Genomic DNA, 15938 nt, shown 5'->3' on the forward strand with positions numbered 1-15938 from the left:
CAGGTTACTTTAGCAATGATTCCGTTGTCAAAGTGGCAGAGAGCTGTTCTGGCGGCAGAATCCACATTAACCATGGGGGCAAGGGTGAACAGCGTACACAAGACCACTCAGCAGGCTTCTAGCAAGCAAGCCATCTTGGTGTATCTGCGCAAGTCGGGTCAGGCCAACGCCCAAACCCTGGCGGAACACCTGCACATTTCTCCTCAGGCGATTCGGCGGCACCTCAAGGATCTGGAGGCGGAGGGGCTGATCATTCATATTCCTCAGCAGAACGGGTTGGGTCGTCCACAACATGTTTATCAGCTCAGTCGCTTGGGAGAAGAGCAATTCCCCGCTAGCTACGACGAGTTTGCTCTCGGACTTCTCAGCACCTTGGCAGAAACCATGGGATCCGAACAAATGGGATCCATTTTGCACCACCAGTGGCAGCGCAAGGCCCAGGAATACCAGTCCCAGATTGGTGCAGGATCCCTGCAGGAACGGGTAGAGCGCCTGGTGGAGTTACGGCAATTGGAGGGGTATATGGCGGAGTATTACCGCTACTCTGAGGAAATGGCTCCCCCAGAAAAAGCCACCCCACCAGAGGCTGAGCAATACGTGTTGATCGAACACAACTGCGCCATTGCCCAAATAGCCCAGACCTTTCCCAGCGTGTGTGGATATGAGTTGGAAATGTTTGCAGCGGCCCTGCCCGATTGCCAGGTGGAGCGCATCAACTGGCAGGTGAATGGGGAACATCAGTGCGGCTACCTGATTGCCAAGCCTGTTTCAGAATCGATCCAAGAACTGTAACTCTCCCCGAAACCTAAAGACCGAAACCTGAGACGACTGGCGGGCTACCAAAGAACTTAACCTTCCCAGGTGCAGTTCAGTGCTTTTTTCGGGTATAGTCATCTCATACGAGTTTCAAGTTTGTGCTGTCTATGTCTCTGCGTGCTGCCTTCTTTGGCTACTTTACCTTTCCCTGGCATCGACCAGGGCGGATGGGTGGCGCGTAAACGATAACCAAGGTTTACCGAAGTCAGTCCTGAAGCCCTGAGCCTAGTGCCGGGGCTTTTTTTAATGGTCTGATCCTGCCCAAACCCTACTTGCTCTCCATGAAGGACAAATCCATGCCCCCCCAAACTGACAACTGCAATATCCAGGAGGTGATGCCCCTGATCGCCCCTAGCCTGGTCAAAGCCAAGTTCCCCCTTACGGAAACGGCAGCCAAAGTCGTGCTCTCTACCCGGCAGGCCATCCGCAACATCATCCACGGACGGGATCCCCATCGCTTGGTGGTGATTGTCGGCCCCTGTTCTATTCATGACCCGGAAGCAGCCTTGGAGTATGCTCATCGTCTGAAACGGGTGGCGGATCAAACCCAGGAGCACCTGGTGATTGTGATGCGCACCTACTTTGAGAAGCCTCGTACCACAGTGGGCTGGAAAGGCTTGATCAACGATCCCCACCTGGATGGCTCCTGTGATATTGCGGCAGGCTTAGAGCTGGCCCGTACAATTCTGCTGCGGGTGAATGAGATTGGCCTGGCTTGTGCCACCGAAATGCTGGATCCGGTTACTCCCCAGTACACAGCCGACTTGGTTAGTTGGGCAGCCATTGGCGCCAGAACCATCGAAAGTCAAACCCACCGGGAAATGGCCAGTGGCCTGTCGATGCCCGTCGGCTTCAAAAATGGCACGGATGGTCGTCTGCAGATTGCTCTCAACGCCATTCTCTCCGCCAGCCATCCCCACAGTTTTCTGGGTATTGGGCAAGATGGCATGACCGCTTTGGTGAAAACCACTGGGAACCCGGATCGGCACATTGTCTTGCGGGGTGGGGGTGGCAAAACCAACTATGGCCCTGAGGATGTGGAGCGGGCGGCGCTGCTGATGGAGGAGCAAGGGATCCCCCGCTCGGTGATGGTGGATTGTTCCCACGACAACTCCAACAAGGACTATCGCAACCAGGGATCCGTCTGTCGGGAGGTGCTGCGGCAGTATCGGGCTGGCCAGCGGGCTCTGATGGGGGTGATGCTGGAGAGCAACCTTAACCCTGGCAAGCAAACCTGGTGCGAAGGGGCACCCCTCAAGCATGGCGTGTCTATTACCGATGGCTGCATTGGCTGGTTAGAAACCGAAGACCTGTTACAGGAGATGGCAGCTACGGTGGCGGGGGGAGCCTTAGCCCTCAGCCATTAGTCAGAGCAACCCTGAGTTTTACTTTATTACTTAGTATTGGATTTCTTGATTTCTTAAGGAATCCAAAAGGGATTGGGGAAATCGGGCAACTCGCTCCTATCGTCGAGTCATTGTCTCGTCATGCCCTGTGGAATCAGGCTTTGGGGATCCCGGTACTGGATCTGGATCCCGTCGGCTGTCCAGACAGTTTTCAGTCAGGGTGCGGAGGATGTGATGGAGCTACAAATCCCCACTAGTGTCAGCAGCAACGGTCGGCAACCCTACCCGGATCCCAGTCAAACCCCTCAACGCCCGCCTGAGCAGTTGCGGGATCGGCTGATCGTGTCAGGCCTGCGCTACTACGGCTATACCGGCTTCGATGAAGCGGAGCGGGCTTTGGGGCAATGGTTTGAGGTGGACTTTGAGCTGTGGGCAGATCTGCGCCCGTCGGCCATGAGCGGTCAACTGTGCGACACCCTTGACTACCGCTCTGCCGTAGCTGGGATCGCGGAACTGGTGAGAAGCAATCAGTTTGTCCTCATCGAGAGTTTGGCCGAAGCCATTGCCGAGATGGTGCTACGCGAGACGGGGGCCAGCAAGGCTAAGATCCGGTTGACCAAGTGCCATCCCCCGATCCCGGATTTAACGGGGCGGGTCACCCTGGAAATTGTTCGCCCCTAGTGTTGGCTGCTGTGGCTACCCTACAACTGGCTGCTCCCACCTCCGAGGCCTGGATCGAACAGGCCACCCAGCACATCGACTTGATCTTGCTAGACCACGCTAACTGCGAGAAAAAAGCAGCGGGCAATGCCCTCAGTCTGTTGTTTCGCTATCCTGCCAACGGGCAACTGGTGGAAGCTCTCTCCCCGCTGGCCCGCGAGGAACTGCAGCATTTTGAGCGTGTGCATCGTCACCTGCAACGGCTGGGGATCCCGGTGAAACCCCTATCTGCCGCCCCTTATGCCAGTCGCCTGAATCAGCACCTGCGCCGCCCCGAACCAGAGCATTTGCTGGATGCGCTGCTGTTGGCTGCGATCATCGAAGCACGGAGCCACGAACGCTTGGGTTTACTTGGGATCCATGCGCCAGAGGCGGAACTGCGACAGTTTTACCTGTGGCTGACAGCTGCCGAAGAACGACATTTGCAGCTTTACTTAGATTTGGCTTTAGCCCATTTTCCGGCTGAGCAGGTACAGCAACGTCTAGATGCACTCTTGCCCATAGAAGCCGAGATTTTGTCCACGCTTTACCCCGAGCCTCGTGTTCACAGCTAAGTCGGCCTCGAGCCTCTCCCACAACCTCAATGCAACCCAAATGTTCCAGTCGACGCGGCAGCGATTGGCTCTCTGGTACACCGGGATCACGGCGGTGTTTTTATTGCTGTTTGCAGCCAGCTTCTACTGGTACGTGCAGGCAACTCTGATCGAGCGGGTGGATGATACCCTCGGCCATGTGGTGGAAGTGGTGGAGCGGTCTTTGGTGGTGGATGAGAGCCTTTTGGATCCACAGCAAGCTCGCCATAGCCTCGAGGCCAGTTTTCGGGATGATCCCAGCACCCTAGAAGATGATCACATCGACTTGGAATGGTTTGGCCCGCAAGGGGAGCTGATCTGGTCTACGGTTCCGGGCGGGATCCCTGCCCCTTTGCTCACGGATGGATCCCTGCATACCGCCCGCATTAACCCTGGCTACTGGCTGCGGCAATTTACCGAACCGCTGCTGGCTGGAGATACGCCGCTGGGCTACTTGCGGGTGAGTCATCCCTGGTTTGAGGTTAGTAAGCCCACCCGACAGTTGATTTGGGATCTTTCTTTGTGGGGGGTGGCTAGTTTGGCCTGTGTTGGCTCAATTGGGTGGGTGCTATCGGGTTTGGCCATGCAGCCAGTGCGCCACTCCTATCAGCAGCTCAAGCAATTTACCGCCGATGCCTCCCATGAACTGCGCAGCCCTCTGGCTAGCATTCAAACCACGGTGCAGGTGGCTTTGGCCGATCCGCAGCTGGAGGCAGACACTCGGCAGCGTTGGCAGGTGGTGGAACGTCTGAGCTTGCGGTTGGGCCGCTTGGTAGATGATCTGCTGTTTTTGGCCCGTCAGGACAGCGGCATGGCCCCCTTCCAGCCCCGTTGCTGTGCCGTGGATGCACTGCTGCTGCAGGTGGTGGAAGAACTGCAAGGTTTGGCCCATCGAAAAGGGATCCGCCTGAGCCTGGAGATTGCCGATCCGTCACAGTTAGCACCCGCGGATCCCTTCGGCCTGTGGGGAGATGAAGACCTGCTGGCCCGTCTCCTGACCAATTTGTTAGAAAATGCCCTGCTGCACACTCCCGTTGATGGGCAGGTGCAGGTCAGGCTAGAGCAACGGCTGAAAGCCGGATCCCCAGACCTATTGATTCAGGTGCGAGATACTGGCACTGGGATCCCACCCCAGGCTTTGCCCCATGTGTTTGATCGCTTTTATCGGGTGGATCCGGCTCGCAGTGGGGATCCTGATCGGGTGGCCGGTTCGGGGTTGGGCCTAGCGATTGTGAAAAGTATTGCCGAGCAACACCAAGGGCAGGTGAAGGTGGAAAGTACCCTCGGCAAGGGATCCACGTTTCAGGTGATTTTGCCGCAGCGTCAGACTGAACTCTGTACTCCAGAGAATCTTTGACCAGAATAAGTGAAAGTGTTCTAGAAAACAGACAACCTCAAGCTAGTATGTTAGCTTCAAGCCAAAGTTAAATTACTCTTTACTCTACTCTTTACTCAGAACAGTATTAGTCCAACTGTGCTGATTTGAATGGATGGGTTTTATGCCTCTCGGCGTGTAGATCCATCCCGCTGATTTCTAGATTTAAGAATTTCTTGTTTTCCCAGAATAAATCCGCAGAGTTGGGATGCAACCGATCGCCGCTGGCGCGAACAGATCCCAGGCTCCAGTTTTTGATGAGCCAGTTGCTCCCAAGATCGGTTCATCAAGAGATCCCAAACGCAGCCAGAAGGCCCTACTTTACCCTCTTCTCTAGAGAAATCTTATGTATCGGTTCCAGGTTCATGCCACAACTCAGCCGGGTGAACGGATCGCGCTGGTGGGATCCAGTACAACAATGGGCTCATGGGATCCCCGTCGTTGTGTTTGGCTGAAAACGGATCCCGGTCGTTATCCACTTTGGTGGGTAGAGCTGGCTCTAAATGATGATCTAAATGGTGAAGATTGGGCGGCACGGATTGAATATCAATATCTGCGCGTCCAAGCCAATGGCCAAGTTGTCTGGGAATCTACCGGAGTGAATCGCTGGGTACCGCTTGAGCCTGAACCTTTACCAGCAGTTTTGATCGTCGAAGATGGAGACTTTGGCCGGATCCCTACCTTTCCCTATGGCTATTTTGCGGATCCTATTCCCCAACCCAAACCCCAGAAGGGGTTAAAAGTGGTCGTCTTGGGTAGCTCGGTCGCCTTGGGGTGCAGTGCCTGGTTGTTGCGGGGTTGGGCCTGGCATTTGGGAAAAGCCCTTCAGGAGCAGTATGGCTATCAACTGCACAATTACTCGGAGTTGGGGGCCAATGTTAGCCGAACGCTAACGCGGTTTACTCAAGTGGTTATTCCCGAACAGCCGGAGATTGTTATTGTTTCGCTGTCTTTGGGGAATGAAGGGTTGGCCTTGGCTTTGCCCCAACATCGTCGAGCCTTGCAAAGACGATTTGAAAATGGCCTACAGCAGTTGATCCAGCGCATCCAAGAGAGTGGAGCCCTGCCCATTCTGGGGGGGGTATACCCTCATGCAGACTATGGCCCAGAGCAATATCTTCTCCTCCAAGAAACTCAACAGCGCATGTTGGAGTGGGGATGTCCTGTGTTGAATTGGTTGCCCGCTCTAGAAGATGGTCAAGGCCGTTGGAAACCGGGCCTCTCTTGGGATGCTACCCATCCCAATAGTAAGGGCCACCAAGTGATGTTTGAGGCAATCAATCTCTCTATTTTTGATCCCCATCATGTCATTCGCCAAAGATGGATTCAATTGGCCATTGAACAGCCTATTTTTCAAGATGAGCACGGCTTTTGGATGACTGTGGAGAACACCAAGAATCAGTTTCGTGTGGTCAATATCTCTGCCTATACATACACCATCAACCCCACTTGGCAGGCTTTGCAAACGGCCTTCCAGAAGGCACAGGTACAAGCTGGCCTATATATGGCCAGAGGCTTCGAAAATAAAACCTTGTATGGCCTCTTTGTGCAGGAGGATGGAACCCTCAAAACCACCCTCTCCATTCCCCCCGATGCCGACCTCTGTTTTTATCCGGCAGCCCAGTTTTTTGCACAAGAAGCACTAGAAACAATCTTCGATGATGGATCTTTGGTCATTCTCAAGCTCAACGGCTTATCTAAGGGTTCCGACTCTGTGCCACGCCTATGTGTGATCAACCGAACCGATCATGAATACAACATTCACCCCATGTGGAAGGAAGTCCGGGCCGCCTTAAAAGCGATGCCAGCAGGTGTGTATGAGGATCCCAACCACCGCGATGCACCTTTCCGCACCCTGATGATCGGAGAAGCGGGTCTGGAAAGCCGGGTCAAGGCTGCTCCTAGATCGGTAATGCTGTTGGAGTATCAATGCAGATTGTCGGATATTCATCGCGTTGCCATTGTGCCTTTGGGGGATCGCTGCGCGGTGCGAATGCTTCTATATAAGTTGGAATATGACGGGCCTGCTTTTCCGTTTGATCTAACGCGCACCACTAATCTAGCTGATGTGGCAGATATGATCCAAAACGATTTTCAAGGGATGTGGGATCCCTGTCACTTACACTACAACCCCGAAGAAAAACGCATCTATCACAGCAAATGGACGGGTTTATCCTTTGGCCATGAAGTGGAAGACAGCGATGATCCCATCAATAATATGAAGTCGGTGTATGAACGGATGCAAACTCGGTACAGTGCCCGTGCTAAACGCTTTGGATATGTGTTGAAAAAAGCTGACAAACTCTTGTTTGTTCGGACGGGGGGTTGCCAACGAGGCGTGGTGCTCGACTTAATAGCTAAGCTAGAGGCCAAATGTCAGGGCAAGCCTTTTCTGCTCTTGATTATTTCTCTGCAACCTTCTGATGAATTTACAGGGATCCCGAATGTGCTGCATTACGATATGGAGTTCAATCCCGATCGCATGTATGCGGATCACGATCACTGGAAACACTGTACAGAGACTATGGGGAACATCCTCCGCTCGCTGGGAATTTCTAGCCAAAACCTTTTCTGGTGTCCTCCCCACCTGTCTTAGATGAGGATCATAGAGATCCACTCTACCTTACGACCATAAAAGATGGATTAACCTTCAAACAACGGTGAAATTGCGCTACCCCTCAGGCCGCCCCGAGAGGACGCTGGTATAGTTGAGAGCAGCAGGTGTGCTGGAGTTTGTGGGGTGTCATGCCTGAACTGGACAAGCTAGGGGCAAGACGGGATCCCGGAGCAAGGAGGCCACAGGCAAAGCAGGGCCGGATCGGTGTTTGGGGATCGATACTGTTGTTGGGTTTGGCTGGAGCAGGACTGTTTCCTCCCCAACCTGCCCTAGCCCAGACGACGACAACGACGGGCCTATCCCGGATTGAAAACTGGCAATATAACCCCGAGCAGGGACGCTTAGAGGTCAATACCCAAGGGGAGGTACGGCCTTTCCTGTTTATTTTGCAAGATCCACCCCGTGTGGTTTTGGATTTCCCGAACACCCGTTTTGGACGGGATCCGCAAACCCAAACTTTTTCGGGTCGAGTCGGATCCCTGCAGATCAGCCAACTCACCGATACGATCACCCGCTTCGTGCTGCACCTGCAGCCGGATCAGCCCCTTAGCCTCAACCAACTGCAACTGCTCACCGCCAATCCTTCCCGTTGGGCTGTGCAATTTACCCATGCCGGTAATCTCTCTTTATCTCCGCTGATCCCCTCCGTCAGTGGCTCATCGGCACCACCGCCGCTGCTCACTCCACCCCGGCAAAGCCAAACCCCCAATCTGCCCCTTCCTCCCTCAACCTCCCGCTCTGGCCATCAAATCTTGGAGGTATCCCCACAATCGGAAGGGTTTTTCATCCGCACTCAAGGCAGCCCCTCCACCACAGTGCGGCGGATTCTCGACCCGGATCGGGTGGTGATAGACTTTCTGCAAACCTCCCTCAGCTCTGCCCTCAGCCAGCGGGCCTACACGATCAACCGGCTGGGGGTTTCCCGCCTACGAATCGGGCAATTTGAGCCGACGGTGGCGCGGGTGGTGTTGGATGTGGATCCCTCTAGTGGTGACTGGGAAGCCCGCTATGACGCCCAGCGGGGTGGGATTTGGATTCAGCCGGCTGGGGGGGGGATGCAGGCCAGCCTTTTGCCGGATGCCACGGGTTCAGGAGCCAGTGGGCCGCTGGCAACGCTGCAATCGGTGCATCTGCAGGGCAACCAACTGACCATCAGCGCTGATGGATTCATGTTCTACCGGGCTGGATGGGATCCCGCCAGTGGTGGCTATCGCATCAGTGTGGCACCCGCTCGTCTGCCGCAATCGCTGCCGGATCCCGGTTTGCCTGCCAATGGGCCGGTGGAGCGGATTCGCTTTGTGCAGGAGGACGCCCGTACCGTCAGTATTCTGGTGCAGCCCTCTGAAGAATTTAATGTTTTTGAGCCCAATCCTGGCCAGGGATCCCGGCGTATTACCCTGCAACTGCAACCCCTGAACGCTCCTTTGCCGATTGCTCAACCACAACTGCCCACCCAGCCACAACAACCTCAACCCGTAGGACAGCCGATCATCGCCATTGATGCGGGACATGGAGGCCGGGATCCCGGTGCGATCGGGGTGGATGGAGTTCAGGAGAAGCACATCACCCTGTCCATCTCTAACCAAGTGCGACAACTGCTACAAGAGCGCGGCTATGCGGTGGTGATGACTCGTACTGATGACCGGGAAATTCTGTTGCAACCGCGAGTGGATATAGCGGTAGAGGCCAACGCCACCCTACTGGTGAGCATTCATGCCAATGCTCTGGATCGTTCTGGCATTAGTGGCATCGAAACCTATTACCTGCGGCCCGATAGCGCTGAATTGGCTACCACCTTGCACCGCAGCTTGGTCAGAACTGTAGGAGCCGCCGATCGGGGTGTGAGACGAGCGCGGTTTTTCATGGTGCGGGAAACCCCGACGGGCATGCCTTCTGTACTGCTGGAGCTAGGCTATCTGACCAATCCGACGGAAGGGCGAAAGCTGGCTACGGCAGAATATCAAGCTCTGTTGTCCCGGGCGATTGCCGATGGGATCGAAGCCTTTTTGCGCAACCGTTGAGCTTGCCTACGGAGAGAACTGTCGCCGAGACTCCAGAAAGGGCGATAGGATACAGCAGCCTATCCCTTGTGAAGGTGTTGAGGAGAGTGAGGCATGCAGTTTGAGTGGAAGGCGGGATCAGAGCCGGATCCCAGGTGGCCCATTGGCGTGTTTGATAGCGGCTTAGGGGGGTTGACGGTGTGGCGAACCCTGCGCAGACAACTGCCTCAAGAGCGGCTACTCTACTTTGGCGATACGGCACGAGTCCCCTATGGAGGACGTTCCCCACAAGAGATTTTGACTTTTGTGCGGCAGATTTTGGCTTGGATGCAGGCGCAGCCCGTCAAGTTGGTGGTCATGGCCTGCAATACCAGCTCCGCTTTGGCCCTAGACCAAGTGCGTCAGGACTATGCACTACCCATTTTCGGCCTGATTTTGCCCGGTGCTCAGGCAGCCTTGACTCAGGGATCCCGAATTGGGGTAATTGCCACAGCAGCCACGGTGAATAGCGGTGCTTATTCCAAGGCCATTCAGGAGTACAGCGCCCTTGATCCCAAAAGATTCCCTTACTCCATCCAGTGTTGGGAACAGGCTTGCCCAGAGTTTGTCCCCCTGATCGAAGCGGGAGAGTCGGATAGCCAAGCTCTACGCCAGGCTGCCGAATGCTATTTGCAGCCGCTGTTGCAACAGGGGATCGATACCCTCATCTATGGCTGTACCCACTATCCGGTGTTGGATCCAATTTTGCGACCCCTCTTGCCCCGCTCCGTCCGACGGGTAGATCCGGGGGTAGCATTGGTGGGATCCCTGGCCAAAGAGCTGGGACTGTGGGGGTTGCGGCATCCTGAGGGGAATCGCTGTGGTAGTTCTCATGCCAGGGTTTCTCAAGCGGATGGGCATCGCTTTTGTGTGAGCGGGGATCCGGAGCGGTTTGCTCAGTTGGCTACCCCTTGGCTGGGCTTTCGACCCCAAGTGGAACGGGTGGAATTGCCGGTGTTGGATGTAGCTGGCGAGCAGACGGCAAACTGTTAAAGCCCTGGAGGGTTCAACCCGCAGTTCCGGAGCTTCTAAAATCATGGGCAGTGATGCGTAAAGGGCCTGCTCTTGCCCATGCCAGTTCAGATTCCAGGTTGGTTGCGGGGAGTTAGCTACGCCATTTATGGCTTTCTGTATCTGCCGATCCTGTTGATTGTCATCTACTCCTTTAACCGCGCCCGCTTTGGCTTGGTGTGGACGGGCTTCACCTTTGACTGGTATGTTTCGCTATTCCAGAATCAGATAGCCTGGCAAGCCACCCAAAATACCCTGATCCTGGCCTTGGTCAGCACCCTGATCAGCACTGTATTCGGATCCCTGTTGGGGTATGGGCTGTATCGCTATCGTTTCCCTGGCAAAAATGCCTTTCAAGGGTTGATGCTCTTGCCGGTGATCATTCCCGATATCGTTATGGCAATCACGTTGCTGCTGTTCTACCAGTTTTTGCGCTACTACACGGGGTTGTTCGAGCTGGGCCTATGGACGATGATTCTTTCCCACATCACCTTTCAGGTGTCTTTTGTGGCCATCGTAGTGCGAAGCCGATTGCAACTGTTGGATCCCACCCTAGAAGAAGCGGCCCATGATCTCTACGCCAATACCTGGCAGAAGCTGCGCTATGTGACGCTGCCGTTGGCCATGCCTGGGATCCTAGCGGGGGCACTGTTGGCTTTTACCCTCTCGATTGATGATTTTGTTATTTCCTTTTTTACCAGCGGGCCGGAGAGCCTGACCTTGCCAACTTTGATTTACAGTACAGTGCGGCGCGGCGTTACGCCCGAAATTAACGCGCTTTCGACGCTGATTCTCTTGGTCACCCTAGCAGTTGTCATGGGAACCACCCTGCTGGGTCGTCCTCGTCAGGGATCCAGCTCCTCTAAAATCAATCAATAAATCAGCCCTCAGGGATAGTCATAGCCAAATTCGGGAAAGCGCCTAAAAGCTTTTTGTCCAGGGTAGCCAGTTTGGTGTCGAGGGTACAGCCAAGGCCACGAACTCGCAGTCGTAGGCGGAGCAGTCACTTTTATGGACAAGCTCCAAGACAGTCAGCAAGTCAACTTCAAATTCTGAACCTTCCAGTAAGCTCTCGGCCTCTCGCAGCAGGCACATAGCCTGCTCAAAAGAAAGATCCCCACGTCTCATGTAACCGGCCAGTATGTTGCGGAATTCACTGCGCCAGAGGAGCGGGACAGCCCAGTCTGACTCCTGCTCCAATAAGGATTCGGCAGCAGCGGTGTACTGCCCCGGAAGGTACAGGTACGCCAGAACATTGGAGTCAACCACGATCATGGACGGCTCTGCTGTTTAAAGGCATGAACGTCTTGTGGATGGAATTTCCCTTGGGGCAGGGTGGCCCGGATTTAGCGGGCTCTGGCTAGGCGTTCGCTAGGTGAGAGCTTGGCTGGCAGCAGTGCGGATTCCAGGCACACGATGGCTTCACTGTTCAAGCTGTGCCGATTCCTTTGCGCTGAAGCCTTCAAGCGCTCATAAACAACGTCGGGAATATTCTTCAAAGTCAACGTCGTGGGCACAGGAAATCACCATAAAGCAACCAATATGGTTTCATTCTGCTACGACTTGAGAGCTTGGCCAAGATCACGCACTAAAGTACCGAGCAGTCGGATGATAAGTAATGATGGCGGTGGTGGATTGTTCCGGATCCAATTGATCGCTTTCATCCATGATCAGGCCAATGCGATCCGCTTTAAGCAGATCCAACAAAATCCGTTGGTCAGGAATATGAGGGCAGGCGGGATAGCCAAAACTGTAGCGGGATCCACGGTAACCTTGGTGCAAAATCTTGCGGATATCGGAGCTATCTTCCTGGGCAAATCCCAATTCCCGACGAACGCGGGCATGACACCACTCTGCCAAGGCCTCTGCTAGGGTCACGGCCATGCCATGGAAATAGAGGTAATCGGTGTATTGGTTATTGGCAAAAAGATTCTGAGCATAGACGGTGGCCTCTGCACCAACCGTCACCGCTTGCATTGGGAAAACATCCACCAACCCTGTAGAGTGATCGGCAAAAAAGTCAGCAATACAATAGCGATTTCCGTTTTTTTGGCGAGGGAAAGTAAAGCGGGCTAGCTGTCGGGTTTGCGGGGTAAGTTGCGGCCGTTCTACTGTGGGCAGCTGAAAATAAGTAGTAGAATCGGGATCCAGCTGGAACAGCTCCGGAAAACTGGCGGGATCAAAAATAATCAAGCTATTCCCTTCTGCTTGGGTCGGGAAATAGCCATAGACGATCTCCGGGTGCAAGATATCTTCCGCGATAATCCGCTCTTTCCAGCGTTCGATCACCGGATCCACCTGCGTAGCCAGGAACTCGGCAAACTCTTCGGCAGATTGGTCGCGGGGCTTGCGGATTTGCCATTGCCCGGCTACCAGTGCCTGCTTATCGATGTAGAAAAAGACCTCCGACCAAGGAATCTCAGAAGAAGTGAGAATTTTGGATCCCCAAAATGGTGGGATCGGTCGCTCTGTATCCAAGGTCACAGCTTCGGAACGACGGGTATCTTGTTCCAATAGCTCAATTGTTTCAAGAGTGGAGCCAAACGTAACTTCTGGGGCGGGCAAAGTGGGATCCACTGCCTCGGATTCTGTAGATTGTAAGGATTTCAAACCAACCTGACCATTGGTTTTGGTGTTAGCATGGGATCCATTTTGCGAGCCATTCAAAAAGCCGAGGTGATCATCCCATTGTCCGGCAGCTTTGGCAGGCATGAGCTGATCCATAAAATGCAGATCGGCAAAAGCATCTCGCCCATAAATGACCCGACCTTTATAGGTGTTTTGGCAGTCTTCCTCCACAAAGCGACGGGTGAGGGCAGCGCCTCCTAAAATCACCGGAACACTAATGCCCCGCTCGTTAAAGATCTCCAGATTTTCTTTCATAAAGGCGGTAGATTTCACCAACAACCCACTCATGGCAATGCAATCAGCTTGATGCTTTTCATAAGCTTCGATGATGTTCTCCACCGGCTGCTTGATGCCCAGATTGATCACCTTGTAGCCATTGTTGGTGAGGATGATATCCACCAGGTTTTTGCCAATATCGTGTACATCACCCTTAACAGTAGCGATCAAAAAGGTGCCTTTGGCCCCATCTCCTTCTGCTTTTTCCATAAAGGGTTCCAAATATTTAACCGCTGCTTTCATGGTTTCTGCCGACTGCAGCACAAAGGGGAGCTGCATTTTGCCAGCTCCAAACAATTCCCCCACTTCCTTCATGCCATCTAGCAAAAAGGTGTTGATAATTTCCAAAGGAGGATATTTCTCTAGGGCAGCGGCGAGGGACTCTTCTAGCCCAATTCGTTCGCCATCGATGATGTGCCGTTGCAGGCGTTCTTCCAGGGGCAGATCCGCCAGAGATCCGGCAGAGCGTAAATCTTTCCCCGATACCCCCTCAAACAGTTGCGTGAGCTGGGATAAGGGATCGTAGGTGCAAATGCCCTCGGGGTTGAACTGGCGTCGGTCGAAGATCAAATCCCGACACACCTGCTGCTGCTGCTCCGGGATTTTGCTCAGGGGCAGGATCTTGGCGGCGCTGACAATGGCGGCATCCATGCCCGCTTCCCGACATTCGTGCAAAAACACCGAGTTCAATACCATACGGGCGGCAGGGGATAACCCAAAGGAGACGTTGGAGACCCCCAAGACAATATGGGCTTCCGGAAAGGCTTGGCGAATGCGGCGGATCCCTTCGATGGTGGCAGCTCCGTTGGCCCGGTCTTCCTCAATGCCGGTGGAAATGGGCAAGGCCAAAGGATCAAAGAAAATCTCGTAGGGCGGGATCCCGAAGGCCACAGCTTGATGGTAAGCTCGCTCAGCAATCTGAAACTTTTTCTCGGCAGTCCGGGCCATGCCTTCCTCATCAATGGTGCCCACCACCACCCCAGCTCCGTAGCGTTTGGCCAGTTCCAGCACCTTCAAAAAGCGCTCTTCCCCATCTTCATAGTTGGTGGAGTTGAGCAAACATTTGCCCCCAGCCACCTTGAGGCCCGCCTCCATTTTTTGCCACTCGGTGGAGTCGAGCATCAGGGGGATCTGAATTTGGGTGACCAACCGCGACACCAACTCGTGCATATCCCGCACACCATCGCGGCCCACATAATCCACGTTCACATCCAAAATATGGGCACCTTCCCGCACCTGTTCCCGGGCTAGGGCCACCAGGCCATCCCAGTCTTCAGCATTGAGCAGATCCCGCATTTTTTTGGAGCCGCTGGCGTTCACCCGCTCACCAATGATCAAGAAGGAGTTGTCCTGCTGGTAGGGCTGCGGGCTATAAATGGAGGCTGCCGCATGGATCCGCTCGATGGGTCTGGGTTTGGGTCGCAACCCCTGCACTGCTTCCACCAGAGCCGCAATGTGGTCCGGGCGCGTGCCACAACAGCCCCCCACCACCGCTACTCCCAGATCTTGAACGAAATGCTGCAAATGAAAACGCAATTGCTCGGGGGTGAGCTTGTAATGGGCTCGGCCACCGATGTTTTCTGGTAAGCCAGCGTTGGGAATGCAGGAGATCGGGAACGGGGAATGTTTGGATAGATAGCGAATATGCTCCGTCATTTTGTCGGGGCCAGTGGCACAGTTGAGCCCTAGCACATCAATCGGGTAGGGTTCCAAAATCGCCAGAGCCGCCCCCATTTCAGTGCCCACCAGCATCGTGCCCTGTACCTCAAAGGTGAGAGACACCACCACCGGCAAGCGGATCCCACCAGGCTCCAATGCGCCTTTTTCTGCAAAGACTTGTTGCACCGCTGCCAAGGCTGCCTTAGTCTGCAACACATCCTGGCAGGTCTCAATGATAAGTAGATCGGCTCCACCATCGATCAACCCCCGCACCTGTTCGGCAAAGCTAGCCTGCATCTCATCAAAGCCAATGTGCCCCAGGGTGGGTAGCTTGGTGGTCGGGCCAATGGATCCAGCCACAAAGCGAGGTTTGTTGGGGGTGGAATACTCTTGTGCAACCTGTTTGGCCAAGCGAGCCGCCGCCACATTCAGTTCATAGGCTTTTTCCGGGATCCCGTATTCCGCCAGGACAATCGAGGTGGCTCCAAAGGTATCCGTCTCGATTACATCCGCCCCCACTTCCAGAAAGCCCCGGTGTACCTTTTCCACCGCTTCCGGCTTGGTGAGCACTAACATCTCGTTACAACCCTCCAACTCCGGTTCGCCAAAATCCGCCGCCGTCAGGTTTTGGGTTTGCAGCGAGGATCCCATCGCCCCATCGAAAACAATCACATGTTCCTGGAGCCGTTGCAGGAAGGGATGCAGATGCGTCATGGCCATGGGATCCAAAAGGAGGGAAAGCCTGATTTAAGTTAGCATTGAGCCGTTTGTGTGAGCTATGCAGGCTCGTGCACAGCTGCCATGGGATCCCCATCTCTGGCAATGATTCGGTGAGATTAACATTTTCTTTGTCTGCCCCATTGCTGTTTGCCAAAGGGC

The 15938-nt window shown here is 54.5% G+C and carries 12 protein-coding genes; 9 read left to right on the top strand and 3 right to left on the bottom strand.

The features are described from left to right. Positions 1-15 precede the first annotated feature (15 nt). From sufR to L1047_RS14815, 9 genes are all read left to right on the top strand, one after another. Positions 16-792: an iron-sulfur cluster biosynthesis transcriptional regulator SufR gene (gene sufR / locus L1047_RS14775; protein ID WP_328286085.1), complete on the top strand. Its 777-nt coding sequence runs from the start codon at positions 16-18 to the stop codon at positions 790-792. Between the two features lie 320 nt (positions 793-1112). After that, complete coding sequence (locus L1047_RS14780; RefSeq protein ID WP_235279768.1) at positions 1113-2183, top strand: 3-deoxy-7-phosphoheptulonate synthase; 1071 nt, start codon at positions 1113-1115, stop codon at positions 2181-2183. A 213-nt stretch (positions 2184-2396) separates the two neighbouring features. Next, a complete protein-coding gene (folB, locus tag L1047_RS14785) occupies positions 2397-2843 on the top strand; it encodes a dihydroneopterin aldolase (protein ID WP_235279769.1) in 447 nt (148 codons plus the stop codon). Then, positions 2843-3436 (top strand): tRNA-(ms[2]io[6]A)-hydroxylase, encoded by a 594-nt coding sequence (locus L1047_RS14790; RefSeq protein WP_235279770.1) that lies wholly within the window; start codon positions 2843-2845, stop codon positions 3434-3436. The genes folB and L1047_RS14790 overlap by 1 nt, the downstream gene beginning before the upstream one ends. 40 nt (positions 3437-3476) lie before the next feature. Then, positions 3477-4811: a sensor histidine kinase gene (locus L1047_RS14795; protein WP_235279771.1), complete on the top strand. Its 1335-nt coding sequence runs from the start codon at positions 3477-3479 to the stop codon at positions 4809-4811. A gap of 364 nt (positions 4812-5175) precedes the next feature. Continuing rightward, positions 5176-7425: a DUF1796 family putative cysteine peptidase gene (locus L1047_RS14800; protein ID WP_235279772.1), complete on the top strand. Its 2250-nt coding sequence runs from the start codon at positions 5176-5178 to the stop codon at positions 7423-7425. 149 nt (positions 7426-7574) lie between these two features. Beyond that, complete coding sequence (locus L1047_RS14805; RefSeq protein WP_235279773.1) at positions 7575-9467, top strand: N-acetylmuramoyl-L-alanine amidase; 1893 nt, start codon at positions 7575-7577, stop codon at positions 9465-9467. A 93-nt stretch (positions 9468-9560) separates the two neighbouring features. Next, the gene (gene murI, locus L1047_RS14810) at positions 9561-10478 is read left to right on the top strand and encodes a glutamate racemase (RefSeq protein WP_235279774.1); all 918 of its coding nucleotides are present in this window, start codon (positions 9561-9563) and stop codon (positions 10476-10478) included. 78 nt (positions 10479-10556) lie between these two features. After that, entirely contained in the window at positions 10557-11375 is an 819-nt protein-coding gene (locus L1047_RS14815) for an ABC transporter permease (protein ID WP_235279775.1), read from the top strand. A gap of 42 nt (positions 11376-11417) precedes the next feature. Here L1047_RS14815 and L1047_RS14820 read toward each other — a convergent pair whose 3' ends face one another. The 3 genes from L1047_RS14820 to metH form a co-directional block, all read right to left on the bottom strand. Next, on the bottom strand, positions 11418-11771 hold the full coding sequence (locus L1047_RS14820; protein ID WP_235279776.1) for a type II toxin-antitoxin system VapC family toxin: 354 nt from the start codon (positions 11769-11771) through the stop codon (positions 11418-11420). A 71-nt stretch (positions 11772-11842) separates the two neighbouring features. After that, the gene (locus L1047_RS16830; protein WP_443081733.1) at positions 11843-12013 is read right to left on the bottom strand and encodes a FitA-like ribbon-helix-helix domain-containing protein; all 171 of its coding nucleotides are present in this window, start codon (positions 12011-12013) and stop codon (positions 11843-11845) included. 64 nt (positions 12014-12077) lie between these two features. After that, complete coding sequence (gene metH / locus L1047_RS14825) at positions 12078-15773, bottom strand: methionine synthase (protein WP_235280093.1); 3696 nt, start codon at positions 15771-15773, stop codon at positions 12078-12080. Positions 15774-15938 lie beyond the last annotated feature (165 nt).

It is taken from the genome of Synechococcus sp. Nb3U1 (genome assembly GCF_021533835.1).
Taxonomy (GTDB): Bacteria; Cyanobacteriota; Cyanobacteriia; order Thermostichales; family Thermostichaceae; genus Thermostichus.

What these genes read in the sequence shown, in the direction of transcription:
- sufR (WP_328286085.1), top strand. Translation starts at nt 16, where the DNA reads ATGATTCCGTTGTCAAAGTGGCAGAGAGCTGTTCTGGCGGCAGAATCC.
- L1047_RS14780 (WP_235279768.1), top strand. Translation starts at nt 1,113, where the DNA reads ATGCCCCCCCAAACTGACAACTGCAATATCCAGGAGGTGATGCCCCTG.
- folB (WP_235279769.1), top strand. Translation starts at nt 2,397, where the DNA reads ATGGAGCTACAAATCCCCACTAGTGTCAGCAGCAACGGTCGGCAACCC.
- L1047_RS14795 (WP_235279771.1), top strand. Translation starts at nt 3,477, where the DNA reads ATGTTCCAGTCGACGCGGCAGCGATTGGCTCTCTGGTACACCGGGATC.
- L1047_RS14800 (WP_235279772.1), top strand. Translation starts at nt 5,176, where the DNA reads ATGTATCGGTTCCAGGTTCATGCCACAACTCAGCCGGGTGAACGGATC.
- L1047_RS14805 (WP_235279773.1), top strand. Translation starts at nt 7,575, where the DNA reads ATGCCTGAACTGGACAAGCTAGGGGCAAGACGGGATCCCGGAGCAAGG.
- murI (WP_235279774.1), top strand. Translation starts at nt 9,561, where the DNA reads ATGCAGTTTGAGTGGAAGGCGGGATCAGAGCCGGATCCCAGGTGGCCC.
- L1047_RS14815 (WP_235279775.1), top strand. Translation starts at nt 10,557, where the DNA reads ATGCCAGTTCAGATTCCAGGTTGGTTGCGGGGAGTTAGCTACGCCATT.
- L1047_RS14820 (WP_235279776.1), bottom strand. Translation starts at nt 11,771, where the DNA reads ATGATCGTGGTTGACTCCAATGTTCTGGCGTACCTGTACCTTCCGGGG.
- metH (WP_235280093.1), bottom strand. Translation starts at nt 15,773, where the DNA reads ATGACGCATCTGCATCCCTTCCTGCAACGGCTCCAGGAACATGTGATT.